Source organism: Myroides odoratus, from assembly GCF_965118575.1.
Lineage (GTDB): Bacteria > Bacteroidota > Bacteroidia > Flavobacteriales > Flavobacteriaceae > Flavobacterium > Flavobacterium odoratum_B.
The window spans coordinates 85,605-102,983 of record NZ_CBCPHW010000014.1 but is presented as its reverse complement, the minus strand read 5'-3'; the positions used below and the strand labels follow the sequence as shown (position 1 = coordinate 102,983).

Here is a 17,379-nt window from a genome sequence, read left to right as displayed (position 1 = left end):
TTTGGTGAAATCAAATTATAGTGTTGTTATTTGTTGTAAAATTACTTATTTATTTTTAATTTTTAACGTATAAGTTTAAAAATAAGCGATTTATTTGTTTTTGTTTTGATTTGATACTCTTTTTTTAAATAAAATAACACTATTTAATCAGTGATGATTACTGGAATTACTAGTAGTTTTAATACTAAAAACAAAACTAATTATTTTTATTGCCAGTAAAATAATTGCTCTTCGATGGAGTTTTCGCGTTTAAGAAGACGAAGATCATCTTAAATGATACGTGTATTTATATTTAGAAATAACCGCTTTTAAAAAAATGGAATTTAATTTTAATTGATTCAAAATAAAGTTTTTTAATCTTGCTGTACTTTTATTTTTTTCTTCATTATCAGGTCAAAAAATAATCAATTGTTTGAAAAATTAATTATTTATATCCCCTAGTATAGTCTGTTTTTGTTATTTTTGAGTAAAAAAATTAGACTTTGAAGAAACTACTTGTTAAAATAGGTAAAATAGTGGGGTGGATTGTATTTTCAGTTCTTGTTTTACTGATACTTTTAATTGTATTAGTGCAAATACCAGCTATTCAAAATGCAATAAAAGACAAGGTGATATCCTTTGTTGAAGAGAAAATTGGCACACCCGTTAAGTTGGATAAAATAGCCCTTTCTTTTCCTAAAGAAATTGTAGTAAAAGGTCTTTATATTGAATCGCAAGAAAAAGATACGTTAGTTTATGTCAACCATTTGGGAGTTGATATTAGTTTGTTGGGCTTGTTGACTAGTAAAGTGAATGTTAGCTCGGTGGATTTAGATGGATTAAAAGCAAATATTCAACGAGATACGCTGCAACGCTTTAATTTTGACTACATTATAGAAGCTTTTGCTTCGGAAGATGAAAAAGAAGATACTCCTTCTACAATGACCATTGATGTTGGTCAAATTCGCTTGAGTAATATCGATGTGAAATTTGAGGATTCTTACGATGGGCATCAGGTAAACTTAAAATTAAATCAGTTTGTAACGCGATTTAAGGTTTTTGATTTAGATCAAATGAGATTTGAATTACCTAAGATTTTTTCGGATGGGATTGATGTTGTATATCACAAAGAAAAGCAATTTGGAGAGCGAATAGAAGAGGAGATTCTTTTGCCAGAAACTACAAATCAGGATGATAAACCTCTTGATTTGCGTATTGGAGCAGTTGAAATGACGAATACACAAGTAGATTATCAAAGTGTAGAAGATTATATTCAAGCCTTTTTATCGCTAAGTGAATTTAAGTTAACAGTAAATAAATTTGATTTAGGCAAACAGCAAATTGATGTTGAGGACATACTGTTGAATAAAACAGTAGCAGAAGTTAAGTTTTTACCCCGAAAAATTCAGACTACTGAAAGTCAAACACAAATAGTTAATACGGATAGTTTAGCAGTAGAAACGAAAGCTAAACTTGGCTGGAATCTAGCAATTAAAAACTTTAATATCAAAGATTTTAATGCAAAGTATGACGATGAAAATCATAAAAAAGTCAACGAAGGACTAGATGCCAACCACATCGGAATTGAAGCATTAGATTTTAAATTAAAAGATTTCCAGTATAGTGATGCAGGGCTTAATGGAAATTTACAGCATTTTTCTTTTAAAGAACAAAGTGGTTTTATCCTTAATAATGTAAAGACCTATTTTCAATATGGGCAGCAAGCGTCTTTTTTGAAAGATTTGAATATAGAAACACCAAATACCCAGTTTAATAGCTCTGTTGTATTGAATTATAATACACTTGATATGCTCATGAATGAAATTGGACAGGTTTCAACGGATGTTGTTATTACTAATTCTTATTTAGGATTAAAAGATGCTTATTTATTACTACCAGACGTATTTAAATCCAATGGACTGACTAAATTAAGTCAAGAAAAAATAAAAATTGAACTTGTTGCAAAAGGATTGGTTAATGATTTGCAAATTGACAAAGTATATTTGAACCTGTTGGGATCAACGTTTTTAAATGCAGAAGGAAAAATCAAAAATCTTCCACTGGTAGAAAAAGCATATGTTGATATTACTATCAAAGATTTTCAAACCACGGCGAAAGACATCAAGTTGTTATCTCCTCCAGATATACTACCCAAAAATATTGAAATTCCCGCTTTAATTAGTTTGGTTGGAACTGCAAAAGGAACACAACAGGATATAACGAGTACTTTTAAGCTGAAAACAAGTTTAGGATCGGTTGCTTTTGATGGTTCTTTCAATCAAAAAATTAAGAATAAAGAAAAGTATAAGGCTAATTTGACAATTGACAAGCTAAATGTAGGACGTTTAATTAAAAACGATTCTATTGGTAGTATCACGCTTCAGGCTAAAATTGACGGAATGAGTTTTGAACCGTCAAAGGCTCAGGCTCAAGCTTTTATTAAATTAGATGAAGCAGAGTACATGGGGTATACTTATAAAGATATCCAATTAGATGGAGTGCTTGCGAATGGGCAATACACTTTAAAAACAGCAAATAAGGACCCGAATTTAGATTTTACGCTGGAGGCTACAGGTGCATGGACGCATCAAGCATTAAGCCTAAATCTAGTAGCTGATTTGAAGCAAATTGATTTATATCAATTGCATTTGAATGATGAACCTTCTACAGTTAGCGCTAATTTGGCGGTTGATATGCAAAATATCTTACCCGATAGTTTAGTGGGTACAGCAACAATCAAAGATTTGAGTTTTAATGCTCTAAGTCGATCTTTTAGATTTCAACCTATTGTTTTTAACGCCCAAGCGAGTGAATCTTATCGCAAGATGAATATATCTTCTCAAGTACTTGACTTTGAAATGGAAGGAGATTATCTATTGACTAAACTCGGAGATGCAATTACAACAACAATAAGCAAATATTATGCTTTAGCAGTTAGTGCAGAAACTGAAAAAGACAAGATTAAACAGAAAAATAACAAAAAGGAAAAACAAACGGTTGTAAAACAACAGTACTTTACCTATCAATTACGCATAAAAAATGATCCGATATTCCAAAAGGTTCTCCCTGAGTTGAAAGAAATACAACCAATTGTTTTTGTGGGAGCTTACAGAGAAAAGGAAGCTTATCTTGCCCTTAAGGGAGGAATTCCAACACTTGAATATGGTGATATTGTAATCGATTCTATTTCTCTAGATATTGAAACCAAAGCTACTACCTTGGATTATAAGTTAGCTATTCAAAGTATCTCAAATGCTGCATTCAATCTCAAAAGAATGGTATTTGATGGTTTTGTGAAGGATAATACAATTGACTTTAACTTTAAACTGTTAGATAGTCAAGAGAAAATCTGCTACTTAATTGGAGGTGAGGTTTTGGCAGGTATGGCTCAACAAGAGATTCGATTAAAGGAGAAAGGATTTATTTTAGACTATATGCCTTGGCATGTCAATCCAACCAATAAAATAGTTCTAGGAGATAAAGGATTCTTTGCGAAGGATTTTGAACTGAAGTATCAAAACAGTACGTTTAGCTTGGCTTCTGAAGAAGAAGAAATGAATAGTCCCCTGACTGTAAATTTTGAGAATTTTAGTATTGAGATGCTTACTAAAATGATTAAAAAAGATAAACTATTAGCTGCGGGAACAATTAATGGACAGGTGAACTTAAAAGATTTAAGCGCAGATTTTCGATTTATTTCTGATTTGGATATTTCTAATCTAGCTGTATATGAGATTGGTTTAGGAAATTTACACATAGGGGTTGAAAATCAATCGCTAAGCCAATATAAAGCAGATATAATTTTAGAAGGAAAAGAAAATAAGATTCGCCTTTTTGGAACAACTGATGTGGATCAAAAAACCTTGGATTTAAATCTGGCAATTGATAAATTTCAGCTAGCTGCAATTGAACATTTTACTATGAATAACCTCAGTGAAACACAAGGCTATCTTTCTGGACAATTGAATATTGGTGGCAACTATGATAAGCCGGCTATTCTTGGAGCAGTAAACTTTAATGATATTGGATTTCACGTGAATCCAATTAATGCCGATTTTAAAAATATAAACGAAAAAATAGCTTTTACAAATCGAGGGATTGAGTTAGATGCCTTTAGTATTACAGATGCAGATGGTAATTTATTGGTTATTGATGGACAAATACTAACGCAAACGTATACTGACTTTGACTTTAATTTAGATGTTAAAGCAGTCGATTTCAAAGCCGTTAATTCTACCTCTAAAGACAATGAGATGTATTATGGTACCTTGGTTTTTGATTCGAATATTATAATTAGAGGAGATTTAAATACTCCTAAGGTTTCGGGGCAAATTAGCATTGGAAAGAAAACAGATTTTACCATGGTAATGCCGCAAGAAGATCCTTCAATTGCAGATCGAGAGGGAATCGTAGAATTTATAGATGAAGAGAGTTTACGACAAGCGGAATTAGTAAAATACCAAGATGATTTCAATCAATCTGAATTGAAAGGAATAGATGTTTCTGTATCCATTATTGTAGATAAAGAAGCTACTTTCTCCATGATTATGGATAAGAGTAGTGGAGATAAAATCGTGCTGAAAGGTGAAGGAGATATTGTTGGGGGAATTGATCCTTCTGGTAAAGTATCCTTGACTGGTAGGTATGAGTTTTCTGAGGGGTCATATGATTTATCTTTTAATTTTTTGAAACGAAAATTCTTGGTCGAAAAAGGAAGTTCAATCACCTTTGCCGGTGATCCAACCGATGCTATTTTAAACTTGACAGCGATTTATGAAACAAAAACAGCGCCTATAGATTTACTTCAAAATCAATTAGCGGCTTTATCGCCTACACAACAGAATATGTATAAACAACAATTGCCTTTTCAAGCGCTTTTAATGATGAAAGGAGAATTGCTTAAACCTGATATTTCTTTCGATATTCGATTAAAAGAGGGCGTTACAAGTGCTTCAGGAGATGTGATTTCTAATACAAAATCTAGACTAGATCAAATTAGAGCCAATGAATCGGAATTGAATAAACAGGTATTTGCTTTGCTGTTATTAAATCATTTTATAGGAGATAATCCTTTTGAAAGCAGCATGGGAGGATTAAGTGCTGGTACTATGGCAAGACAAAGTGTCAACCGACTCTTGTCTGATCAATTGAATAATCTTGCCAGTAATTTAATACAAGGCGTAGAATTAAATTTTAATCTAGAATCAACGGAAGATTTCTCTACAGGAGCAAGAGAAAATAGAACCGATTTGAATATAGCCGTTTCAAAACGTTTGTTTGCGGATCGATTGAAAGTTACTGTTGGAAGTAGCTTTGAAGTAGAAGGAAACCAAAGACAAAATGAACAAGCATCCAATATTGCAGGTGATATTGAGTTAGAATATGCACTATCTAAGGATGGACGTTACTTGTTGCGTGTGTATCGTAAAAATCAATATGAGGTTGCTCTACAAGGACAAATAATAGAAACAGGGGTAGGTTTTATCATTACCATGAGTTATGACCGTTTTAGAGAATTATTTGAACGTTCAAAAGACAAAAGACAATTGAAAAAACAACTAAGAGATGAGGCTAAAAAAGAAAACTAATCGTGTTCTATTATTGACTGTAACAGGAATTGCTGGATTCTTTATAAGCTCATGTAGTTCCACTAAATATTTAGAAGAAGGACAAGTACTCTATACCAAAGGTGTAATTGAAGTAGATAATACGCAGGGAAGCAAAGTACAGAAAAAAGAAATTGAAGAGTCATTAGACGGTTTACTTCGACCAGAACCCAATGCCTCAATATTGGGCTTTCGCACGAAGTTGTTTTTTTACAATTTGGGCGGAGATCCAACTAAAACGGGCAAAATACGACAATGGTTTCGCAATTCTTTAGGAGAACCTCCCGTTCTTTTTAATCAAGTAGATATGCAACACAATCAAGCTATTTTGGTTAATCGAATGGAAAATAACGGTTTTTTTAATGTTCAAGTAGCTTATGACACACTAAAGGTTAGCGAAAAGAAAAAAGGAGCTTTATATACCGTAAAACCAGGGCCACAATTTACAATAAACGAAGTGACGTTTTTAAATGATTCTACGCCTTTGCAACAGGCTATCCACGATGCAGGTATGAGATGGACTCGATTGAGAAAAGACAAAGCGTACAGTCTAGATGTGATTAAAGAAGAACGCGTTCGCTTTGATAATTATGTAAAAAACAAAGGTTATTTTTATTTTAGCCCGAATAATCTTTTGGTACAGGTAGACAGTACAGTAGGCAATAATAAAGTAAATCTTTTTGTCAAAGTAAAAGAAGATACCCCTGTATTGGCAACTAAGGCGTATACGATTAATAAAATCTATGTTTTTTCGGATTATTCTTTAGCAGAAACCGATGTTAAACGCGATATAAAAACAGCAGAAGCCTATAAGGATTTTGAAATTATTGATCCCAAAAAGAAATTCAAACCAAGTATTTACGATCGTACTATCTACTTAGGTGAAGGAGAACTTTACAATCGGAATGATCATAATTTATCCTTAAATCGATTGGTGAATTTAGGGGTTTTTAAATATGTTAAAAATCAATTTGAATTAGTAGATACACTCAATAATAAGTTAGATGTTTATTATTTCCTGACTCCTGACAATCCAAAATCAATTCGTTTAGAATTGTTGGGAAAAACAAACTCTGCGAGTTACAATGGAGCTGAATTAAACGTTAACTGGAGTCATAAGAACATCTTTAGAGGAGCTGAATTATTTTCTGTTTCAGCCTATGGCGGAGCTGATTTTCAAATGTCATCTAAAAACAAAGGCTATAATGTCTACAAAGTAGGGATGGAAACCAGTTTAACCTGGCCGCGTTTAATAGCACCTGGTAATTTCCACTCTTCAAGTGGATACGTACCCCGAACAAGAGCGATGCTAGGAGGCGAATATTTAGAAAGAAGCCAATTGTATTCTTTGACGTCTTTTAAAGGTTCTTGGGGATATATGTGGAAAGAGAATGCTAGGAAAGAGCATCAATTAAATGCATTAGAAATAAATTATGTAACGCCTCAAAATATAACTGACCTATACCGAGAAACAGCTGCGGGAAACCCTTCTTTGGAACGAGTATTGGACAAACAGTTAATTTTTGGTCCAACTTACACCTATACGTATACAAATACGATGAATCAGTACAAAAAGAATACTTTTTACTATAGAGGAGGACTTGATTTATCCGGAAATATAACAGGATTAGTTATGGGTGCTGATGTTGATGGCGATAATGAAAAAGCAATTCTCGGTGTCCCTTTTAGTCAATATATCAAAACAGAACATGATTTTAGACATTATTTGCGATTGAGTAAAACCTCTCAGTTGGTGAGTCGTATTCATGCAGGTATAGGATATGCGTATGGGAATTCAAAGAATTTACCGTATACCAAACAATTTTATGTAGGTGGGTCTAATAGTATTCGCGCGTTTAGAGCAAGAACATTAGGACCAGGAAACTTTAATCCTAATTCATTTGATGCCAAGTTTATTCCAGACCAATCCGGAGATATGTTGTTGGAATTTAACTTCGAATACCGCAAAAAATTAGTGAGTATTATTCATGGTGCCCTATTTATCGATGGTGGGAATATTTGGAATTTAAATGAAGTCTCTGATCGACTAGGTGGAAAAATATCAGGTGATTTTTATAAGGAAATTGCATTAGGAGCAGGAGCAGGACTTCGATTTGATATAACTTTTTTAGTAGTTCGATTTGATTTTGCCTTTCCCCTTCGAGTGCCTTATAACGAACCTGGAGAGCGTTGGGTAGTGAAAGATATTGATTTTGGAAGCGGTAGATGGAGAAAAGATAACCTGATGTTCAATTTAGCAATTGGGTATCCATTCTAGTAAATGGGGAATATGTACCCATTTTGTGAGGAAAAATAAACATAAAAACAATTCTTGATAAAAAAAGATTTTAATATAAGTGATTGATAGATAGGTATTTGTTTTAGTTTTTATAGAAGTAGTAGTTTTGGCACGTTTTTTTCTATATACTATAACGTAAGGTGTTATATAAAAAAACAAACAGTTGAGGAATCAACTTTAAATTGCTAGAAAAAGAAAATTAAGTGTTTGTTTAAAAAAATTTTATTACCGCATGCGGTAATAGGTTAGATCGTTAGTAAGGTGAAGAAGAGAAATCTTCAGGTATAGAGGGAGCTTAGGCTCCCTTTTACTGTTTATAAGAGGTTAAAGTTTAGAGTCTTATTAGTTTCTCAAAAATAATTATATTAAATTTGTCTTTAGCCCTAAAAAAGACGGATAAAATATGAGTCATAAAGTTCTCGTAATAGACGATGATGTACCATTCTGCGAAATGTTGAAAGCCTTTTTAACTAAAAAAGGTTTTGCCGTTACAAACGCTTTTAATTCGCTAGATGCAAAAAAAGCAATTGACGATACGTGTTATGATATTGTATTGACAGACGTTAGACTGCCGGATAGCGATGGTATTGAAGTATTAAAATACATCAAAGAAAAGTGTATTTCTTCACAAGTTATTTTAATGACGGGTTATACCGAAATCAAAACAGCAGTTAATGCTATGAAATTAGGCGCTTTTGATTATGTAGCGAAACCTATTAATCCGGATGAAATTGTTTTAACCATAAAACAAGCTTTAGATAAAAAGAATAAAACAGAGGATAAAGGAAAACAAGAGACTTCGAGTAGCTCATCTGTAACGAAAGCAACAGAGCAACAGAGTATAGAAGAATATGTGCGAGGTGACAGTAATGTGTCTTCTCAATTACAAGAATATATTGCTCTGGTTGCACCAACTAATATGTCTGTTTTAATTATTGGAGATAGTGGTACAGGGAAAGAAAATATAGCGCATTCTATTCATTTATTGAGTAAGAGAAATAAGAAACCCTATATTGCAGTAGACTGTGGAGCTATTCCCAAAGATTTGGCATCTAGTGAGTTTTTTGGACATATTAAAGGATCGTTTACAGGAGCAGTTACCGATAAAATAGGGCATTTCGAAGCAGCAAATGGAGGAACAATCTTTTTAGATGAGGTAGGGAATTTATCTTATGAAGTGCAAATACAACTTTTGCGTGCACTTCAAGAAAGAAAAGTGAAACCCGTAGGAAGTAGTGTAGAAATCGATGTTGATATTCGCGTTATTGCTGCAACTAATGAAGATCTACCCAAAGCAGTTAGAGAGGGAGAATTTAGAGAAGATTTATACCATAGACTTAATGAGTTTGGTATTGTTGCTCCGAAGTTAACAGATAGAGGAAGTGATGTTTTATCATTTGCTAAACATTTTTTAAAGAACTCAAACCAAGAATTAGAAAAAAATGTAAAAGGATTTTCTAGTGAAGTAGAATGTATATTCTTAACCTATGATTGGCCTGGAAATCTTCGAGAAATGAAAAATATTATTAAGCGTTCAGTTCTCTTAACCAAAGGGGATTTTATCGAGAAAGACGTTTTACCAGATGCCATGTTTGCACCGAAACCGATAGTTTCAGATAGTCCAAATGAAGAAGAAAGAGATTTAAAACTGTTTTCATCTAGAAATGAAGAACAAGCGATCCGAACGGCTTTGGAAAAGGTTAAGTTTAATAAAACAAAGGCTGCACAACTGCTAGGAATTGATCGAAAGACATTATATAATAAAATGAAACTTTATAATATAGAATTGTAAATTCACCGAGTAAAAAAGGCATCTAATTTTGTATTAGATGCCTTTTTTGTAAATAATTATGGGTATAAAGTAATTTATCTAGTTACTTCTTCAATCAAATAAAAAATGGATTTAAAGGTACGATTACTATGTTCCGTTAATCCTATTTCACAAGTGCGGCTCGTAGAAAAACCATCAGAGCAGCTAGCGGGTATTTGCTGTTTTAAATTTCTATTGCCATGTTGATTGAGCTCAGGAAATGTAAAACCTCTATCACCAGCAAAACCACAACAATTGCTATCTATATAGTTTACTTTCTTTGCACACTGTTGAGCAATAGCATCTAATTTTTCTTCTAGTCCTAGTTTTTTAGCAGAACAAACAGAGAAAATAGTTACTTCATTTCTTGGATTTGTAATGGATAACTTGGGAAGTACGAGGTCCATCATAAATTCAATCGGATCATAGAATTGAAAAACACCCGTAGCATGATGTTCATGGTACGTGTAATGGCAAGGGCTCATATCAAATAAAATAGGATATTTCCCTTGTTGAGAAGCCTCTAATAAAGCCGTTTCAAGGGCTGTAGATTTTTGTAACCCTTCTTCTTGAAAACCTTTACTGCTAAAAGGCATTCCACAGCATAAATTAGCTATATTTTGGGGGTAAATAACTTCGTAACCCGCACGTTCTAGCAATAGCACAGTCAAATCTTTTAAATCTAACTCTTCTTTGGGATAGTCTTTTGATTTACCCATAGTTCGATTGATACACGAAGGAAAATAAACGACTTTTTGTGCCAATTGGTTGCTTGGCGTAGTTGGATACACTCGGGTTGAGGTTCCGGTTGGCATAGCTATATTCCATTGAGGTAAGCGGTTTTTACTAAATTGACGCATTTTCGTTGCCAAGCGAAGCATGTTTTGATCTCCAACAATATTTTGAAAAAATCGAACAGCTTTTAAACCATAACGACCTAATTGGGTAATGCGATCCAAATGTGCTACGAAATATTGGGCATCCTGGTGATTTTTTGAGGTTAATTTATCAGCGCGTAAGGCTTTTACATATTTACCCGTATCTATTTTTACAGGACAAGCAATCGCACATAAACCATCCGTTGCACAAGTATCATCGGAATAATATGGGGTTTGTGTTTGCAATTGAACTAATAAGGCTGGATTTTCTTGGGTTTGCTCTAAACGGGCAATCTCTCGTCCAATTACAATCCGTTGACGTGGAGAGAGTGTAAGTCCCTCCGATACACAATGCGATTCACAAAAACCACATTCAATACAGGTATCAACAATAGGATGGGTAGCAGGTGAAGCCTTTAGATTTTCTAAGTGAACCTTTGGATTTGCATTGATAAGTACGCCCGGATTGATGACCTGATTTGGATCAAAGATTTGTTTGATGCGAAGCATTAAGGCATAGGCTTGTTTTCCCCATTCTTTTTCTACAAAGGGAGCCATATTACGCCCTGTGCCATGTTCAGCCTTGAGAGAGCCATCAAATCGCTGTACAACCAAGTCTACGAGCTCATCCATTAAATTGGCATACCGCTGAATGGAAGTTGTTGTACTGAAATCTTGAGAAAAAACAAGGTGTAAATTTCCTTCTAATGCATGTCCAAATAGAACCGCATCTTCATAGTGATATTTAGCAAATAACTGTTGTAAAGCCAGGCTGGCTTCAGCTAATTTATCCAATGGGAAAGCTACATCTTCAATAATACAAGTTGTTCCTGTTTTTCTCAGGGCTCCAGTAGTAGGCAAAAGTCCATTACGCGCTTTCCAATTAAAGGCGTATTCTTTTGGATCAGAAGTAAATGCAAAAGGAGCTAAAGTTGGAATAGGCGTAACCGCCTGTTTCACTTGCTCTTGTTTTTGAACCAATTCTTCTTGTGTATTTGCTTGTACTTCTATAAGTAATAGACAAGCAGATTCAGGTAGTGTTTTAAAATAATCAGGAGCTTGAGGTTCATTCTCTATAGAGCGAATACTATTTCGATCTAGGAGTTCTACTGCTGCCACGGGGCTCTGCTTTAAATATGGAACGGCTTGACATGCTGTTTCAATAGTTTCAAAGACCATTAAAGTACAGGCTTTTTTCTTGTAATTTAGAACCGTATTATAGGTGATTGCTGAAATAAAAGCAAGGGTACCTTCTGAACCAATCATCAAGTGTTTGAGGATGTCAAAAGGATCTTGGTAGTCAATAAAAGCATTTAAACTATAGCCTGTTGTATTTTTGATTTTATACTTGCGTTGAATGCGCTCATATAAGAGTGAATCTTGTTGTATTTCACGGTGAATAGCTTCTATTTCAGCTAGGATTTCAGGATGTTTCTCCGCAAATTGTTGTTTACTGGCCCTATCAGCAGTATCTAATAGCGTTCCATCATAAAAAACCAAGCGAATATCAGCAAGGGTATTGTAGGAGTTTTGAGCGGTACCACAACACATGCCACTCGCATTATTGGCTGCAATACCTCCAATCATTGCCGCATTGATTGAACCTGGATCCGGTCCAATTTTACGCCCATAAGGCGCTAATAAAATATTAGCTCTTCCGCCAATAATTCCAGGTTGAAAAGTGGCCTGTAAACCATTATTTGTGATGCTATAGCCTTTCCAATGATGCGTAGCAACCAATAAAATAGAATCAGTTACTGCCTGACCAGATAAGCTTGTACCAGCTGCACGATATGTAATGGGCAATTGTTTTTGATGTGCTAAAGCAATTACCTGAATGGCTTCAGTCTCATTTCGAACTTCTACAACAATTTGTGGGTTTAAACGATAAAAACTCGCATCTGTCCCATATGCTATAGTTTGAATAGGATTGGTAATGATTTGCTTTGGATCGAGGAATTGTGCTAATTCACGGGCAAAAGAAGTGTAGCTTTCTGATAACATAGCAACTTTTTGATTTAGTAGCAGAAAGTTACGATAAAATTAAAAAGGAAGGTGGCTTGCTCCGATAGTTTATATCGGGTTTAAATAGAAGACAGGGAGCAGTTCACCGTCCAGGGTAGACTGTCAACTCTTATATCCAAATTCCAGCGGCACTTCTATTTTTTTTGCAATTCGTTCTGCTTGTAAAGCACGAAGTTCAACCCGTTTGATTTTACCACTGATTGTTTTGGGTAATTCCGTAACAAATTCAATTTTACGAGGCATTTTATATGGAGCGAGATGTTGACGAGAAAACTGAAATATTTCATCCGCTAAGGATGTCGTAGCTTGTTGAATATCCTTAATAATTACAAACGCTTTTACTTCAAATCCTTTGATTTCATGAGGACTTGCTACTACTGCTGATTCGATAACAGCAGGGTGTTCCAATAAAACACTTTCTACTTCAAAGGGCCCTATTCGGTAATCAGAAGCTTTAATAACATCATCATCACGCCCAATAAACCAAATATAGCCGTCTTCATCTTTGTAAGCTTTATCCCCTGTGAAATAAACGTCATTTCTAAAAACCTGTTTTTGACGTTCTTTGTCATACATATATTCTTTAAAAATACCATTGATTTTATCCGTATCCGTTTTAATACAAATATTTCCCTCTTCATTGATTGGCAGTTCACGTCCATCATCATCTGCAATAATAATATCATATAGAAATGTTGGTTTTCCCATTGAACCATATTTTAATTTGGCATTTGGGTAATTGGCTACTAAGCAAGTACTTTCTGTTTGACCAAAACCATCGCGTATATATAGACCCGTTGCTTCTCGCCATTCTTCAATAATTTCTGGATTTAGTGGTTCACCTGCCGCCACGCATTGTCTTAAACTAAATTGATAAGAAGCTAAATTTTCTTGAATAAAGAAACGCAAAACGGTAGGAGGAGCACAGAGCGTCGTTATTTTGTGTTTTTCGATTAAGGATAATGTTTTTTGTGCATTAAAGCGCGCTTTGGTATGATAGGCAAAAATAGTAGCACCTACATTCCAAGGAGCAAATAAACTACTCCATGCAAATTTAGCCCAACCCGGTTGAGAAATATTGTAATGAATATCCTCTTTTTTTAGCCCAATCCAAGCAGTAGTAGTTAGATTGCCAATAGGATAGCTTAAATGTGTATGACAAACAATTTTCGGCATGCCCGTTGTGCCAGAGGTAAAAAATAGAAAAAGAATATCATCAGGCTTAGTTTGAGCCGCAGGAGCTTCAGTTTCTTCTGCATCTAAAACAGACAAAGGATACCAACCTTCGCGTTGACCATCAAGGATGATTTTAATTGGAATCTTGTGATTAGAGGCTTGTTCTGCAGCATCAATTTTTTCTACATTGTCAACATCGGCAATAATTACTTTAGGAGCAATTTTTTCAAAGCGATATTTCAGATCATTTACACCTAAAATACTCGCTGCAGGTGATAAACGATAGCCTCCTTTAATTGCTGCTAAATGCGTTACCCAATTAATGCGTTGTAGCATCATTTGAGTTAGGATAACATCTTGTTGTTGAATCCCTTTTTTACGCAAAAAATTCAAAAGCTGGTTGTAGCGATTATAGAGGGTTTTAAAAGTATAGTGTTCCGTTTTTTCGCCATCTGTCCAAAGTAAAGCCGTTTTATCAGGCGTTTCTTGAACATTAATTTCTTCAAATATTTCTGTAACCCAATTAAAAAAAACAGGTTTTTCTACTTTTATATCTTGCAAAGCAGCAAAGTTTTCTGTAGCAATAAAATCGCCGATGGTTTTAAATAAAGTTTTCATATTCTTTGTGGTTTTTGTGGTAGTAAAATATACACAAAAGGATCAAGAATACATAGGAAAAAGAAGGAATAAGGTGTTTTATTGAAAATATAGGTATTTATATTTAAATTTTTTGGAAAAAAAAGAGTGATTTTTAGATTAAATGGAGGTGGTTTAGCAAAGTGATAGCTATCAAGCTCTATTAAAAATAACTAAAAATACAGCGTTCTTTTCTATTATTTACTTTCTGTGTATTAGTATAAAAACAAAGAATAATTAGTGATACTTAGTTAAAATATATGTGTATATATATCCAATCCAGTAAATAGTTATACTTTTTGTAGGTTTTAAAGAGGGTTTTTTTGTGTATTTGTAAGTTAATTAATTGTTATGGTTCGTTTTTTTGATTAAAAAAATGATTTTATTGCAATATAATTAATATTTATTCGTTTTCTTTGATGTAAACCAATAAACTGAATGTACTATGAGATCTTATTCATTGACTGAAATTAATGAAGTACTAAATGGAGTCGTGATAGGCTCAACAGTAAAAAAAATCAATGCTGCAGAACAATTAGAAAAAGCACAAGATGGGCAAATTTCTTTTATAGGAAATAAGAAATACGAACGACTATGGGAAAACTCAAAAGCGAGTATTGCTATTGTCAATAAAGATATCTCAATTGTACCTGGTGCGGATAGAGCTTTTATTAAAGTAGATAATGTGGATATAGCTATGTCTCAATTATTGACTTTTTTTGCACCTAAAATGCCAAGTATAAAAGAAGGGATTCATTCTAAAGCTAATATAGATGAAAGTGCTCAAATCGGAGAAGGTACGCAAATCGGTGCAGGATGTTATGTAGGAGAAGATGTGGTTTTAGGAAAAAATGTAATCCTTTATCCGAATGTAACCGTAATGGATCATTCAGTTATTGGAGATAATACAGTTATATGGTCAGGAGCGGTGATTCGAGAGCGTACACATATTGGACAATCTTGTATCATTCATCCCAATGCCGTAATTGGTGCAGATGGGTTTGGATTTTGTCCTTCTGCTGAGGGGCTAGTTAAAATTCCTCAAATCGGAAATGTAATCATTGGAAATCAAGTAGAGATTGGAGCTAATTCATGCGTTGATCGTGGGAAATTTAGTGCCACTATAATTGGAGATGGTTGTAAAATAGATAATTTAGTTCAAATTGGACATAATTCAGTTTTAGGAAAATGTTGTATTATGGCTGGGAATAGTGGATTAGCCGGTTCTGTAACCTTAGGTAATTTTGTAATTATTGGTGGAAGTGCTTCGATTAAAGATCACGTAACCTTAGGTGATGGCGTAGTAGTAGGAGCAGGATCAGGGGTTACGGGCAATGTTGAAGCAGGGAAAACAGTTTTAGGATATCCCGCTTTAGAAGCTAAAACAACGTTAAAGCAGTGGGCATTTTTGAAGCAAATGGTAAAAAGTTATAACAATAAAGCTTAAATAGAAAAATTTCAAGTTAGCTAATTGAAGTCTTATAATATAAAAAAAACGCGTTGATAAAAATCAACGCGTTTTTTTTTATTGTTTATCTTCAGCTGTTTTTTGCTTATTTTTATTAATCATTTTTAGGTCTTCTGATTCCATTTTATTTCCTTCTAAGTCAAACTTTGTATCTTTCTCAGGAATAGTGAAAGCCTTTTTATTTGATTTGTAAAGTGGAATAAAATAACTCACTGTGTAATTAAAACCAACGCCGATTGCTCCGCTGTATTTTCTATTATAACCTGGAATATATAAGTTTTCAAAATCATCCGGTTTTTTTTGGGCAATTAAACCCGTTAAACGCAGACTGAATCCCATAAATACATTGTTAAATACTCTCGTTTTTATTCCCGCTACAAATTCTATCCAATGTGCGGATAGACCACTGTATTTTTTATTGGCAGGAATAGAAGGATTCTCAAAATAAGAATTTGTTGTATAAGGCTTATACCAATCTAGCGTTTGCGTAAAAGTAGAAAAACCATAGCGTCCTCCAACATAAATTTGATCTTCTCTGTCTAGCCAGTTTTCGTGTAGGTTGTAATCAACTCCTAGGCGAAGATAAGTTCCATTGGTTGTAAAACCATAGGTGCTTTCGGTTTTTTGCAATTTATCGTGGCCTAATTCTGCAACGGCAAATAGTTTTTTGGTTAGTCTATAATCGCCGACAACTTCAAAACCAGTATAGGTTTTGTCGTACATAGATCGAGTAAGTCGAAACAAATCAGCACCTAGACGTAGCCCATAGCGTTGCGGATATTTAAGGGGTATTTGGGGTGCCATGTGTGGCGTGTCTTTCTTGGTATCTGTTTCTGTGGTCTTCTCTTGTGCTGAGGATACAACAGTAAACAACAAAAGAATACCACTAGTAATATATTTTAAAATGAGTTTGCTCATCATTTTCTATTTCGTTTGTTTCTGTTATATATAATTTAATCCAATTTCCTTTCGTTGTATTGGGTTTGCTATTTAATAAAGGAGACGTGCCATCTTGTTGCAAAGAAAAGGTAGAAACATAGCCACAAGCTTTATTCAAATAATGCGTATTTACTCTGTATTTTAAGGTAATTGTATCACTTTTTGTAATTGTTTCTTTTCCTCTTACCTCTTTAATTTGCAAGACCCAACTTGTTTCTTGTTGATCCAAGCGAAGCGGAAGTAGTAGGGTGTTACCTGTATTGCGAATCGTATCTTTAATTCCTACTGCAAAGGCTTCAACTAGTCCATTTTGCGGAATATCTTGGTCTTCATAATTAAAGAATTGAATTTTATAATTTGGAGTCGTAAGTTCATTATTACCACATATATCATCTTTTTCACAAGCTATAAATACAAAGCAAGCAAAGCATAAAAAAGAGGCTATGACCATTATTTTTTTCATAAAGGAATAAGTCTAACTAGGATTAAACAGCATCAAAAATACTAAAAACAAACCAAACGATTTATATTCTTTGGACTAGGTTTCGCAAATAAGTACAAAT

General features: G+C 34.0%; 8 protein-coding genes. 4 read left to right on the top strand and 4 right to left on the bottom strand.

Translation table 11 applies throughout. From position 1 onward, the window contains the following. The first annotated feature begins 482 nt into the window (after nt 1-482). From ACMHJ2_RS12580 to ACMHJ2_RS12570, 3 genes are all read left to right on the top strand, one after another. Entirely contained in the window at nt 483-5,567 is a 5,085-nt protein-coding gene (locus ACMHJ2_RS12580) for a translocation/assembly module TamB domain-containing protein (RefSeq protein WP_413513207.1), read from the top strand. Continuing rightward, entirely contained in the window at nt 5,545-7,863 is a 2,319-nt protein-coding gene (locus ACMHJ2_RS12575) for a BamA/TamA family outer membrane protein (protein ID WP_413513206.1), read from the top strand. Before ACMHJ2_RS12580 ends, ACMHJ2_RS12575 begins: the two co-directional genes overlap by 23 nt. 424 nt (nt 7,864-8,287) lie before the next feature. After that, nucleotides 8,288-9,676: a sigma-54-dependent transcriptional regulator gene (locus tag ACMHJ2_RS12570; RefSeq protein ID WP_413513205.1), complete on the top strand. Its 1,389-nt coding sequence runs from the start codon at nt 8,288-8,290 to the stop codon at nt 9,674-9,676. 74 nt (nt 9,677-9,750) lie between these two features. On the opposite strand, the gene ACMHJ2_RS12565 is transcribed toward ACMHJ2_RS12570, so the two are convergent. Both ACMHJ2_RS12565 and ACMHJ2_RS12560 read right to left on the bottom strand, forming a co-directional pair. Then, nucleotides 9,751-12,576: an FAD-binding and (Fe-S)-binding domain-containing protein gene (locus ACMHJ2_RS12565; protein WP_413513204.1), complete on the bottom strand. Its 2,826-nt coding sequence runs from the start codon at nt 12,574-12,576 to the stop codon at nt 9,751-9,753. A gap of 123 nt (nt 12,577-12,699) precedes the next feature. Further along, the gene (locus ACMHJ2_RS12560) at nt 12,700-14,391 is read right to left on the bottom strand and encodes an acyl-CoA synthetase (RefSeq protein WP_413513203.1); all 1,692 of its coding nucleotides are present in this window, start codon (nt 14,389-14,391) and stop codon (nt 12,700-12,702) included. Nucleotides 14,392-14,854: 463 nt separating this feature from the next. Here ACMHJ2_RS12560 and lpxD point away from each other — a divergent pair, with 463 nt between their 5' ends. Further along, nucleotides 14,855-15,856, top strand: a complete 1,002-nt coding sequence (gene lpxD / locus ACMHJ2_RS12555) for a UDP-3-O-(3-hydroxymyristoyl)glucosamine N-acyltransferase (RefSeq protein WP_413513202.1) — start codon at nt 14,855-14,857, stop codon at nt 15,854-15,856. Between the two features lie 78 nt (nt 15,857-15,934). On the opposite strand, the gene ACMHJ2_RS12550 is transcribed toward lpxD, so the two are convergent. Then, nucleotides 15,935-16,798: a DUF6048 family protein gene (locus ACMHJ2_RS12550; protein WP_413513201.1), complete on the bottom strand. Its 864-nt coding sequence runs from the start codon at nt 16,796-16,798 to the stop codon at nt 15,935-15,937. Further along, the gene (locus ACMHJ2_RS12545; RefSeq protein ID WP_413513200.1) at nt 16,764-17,279 is read right to left on the bottom strand and encodes a DUF6452 family protein; all 516 of its coding nucleotides are present in this window, start codon (nt 17,277-17,279) and stop codon (nt 16,764-16,766) included. Before ACMHJ2_RS12545 ends, ACMHJ2_RS12550 begins: the two co-directional genes overlap by 35 nt. Nucleotides 17,280-17,379 lie beyond the last annotated feature (100 nt).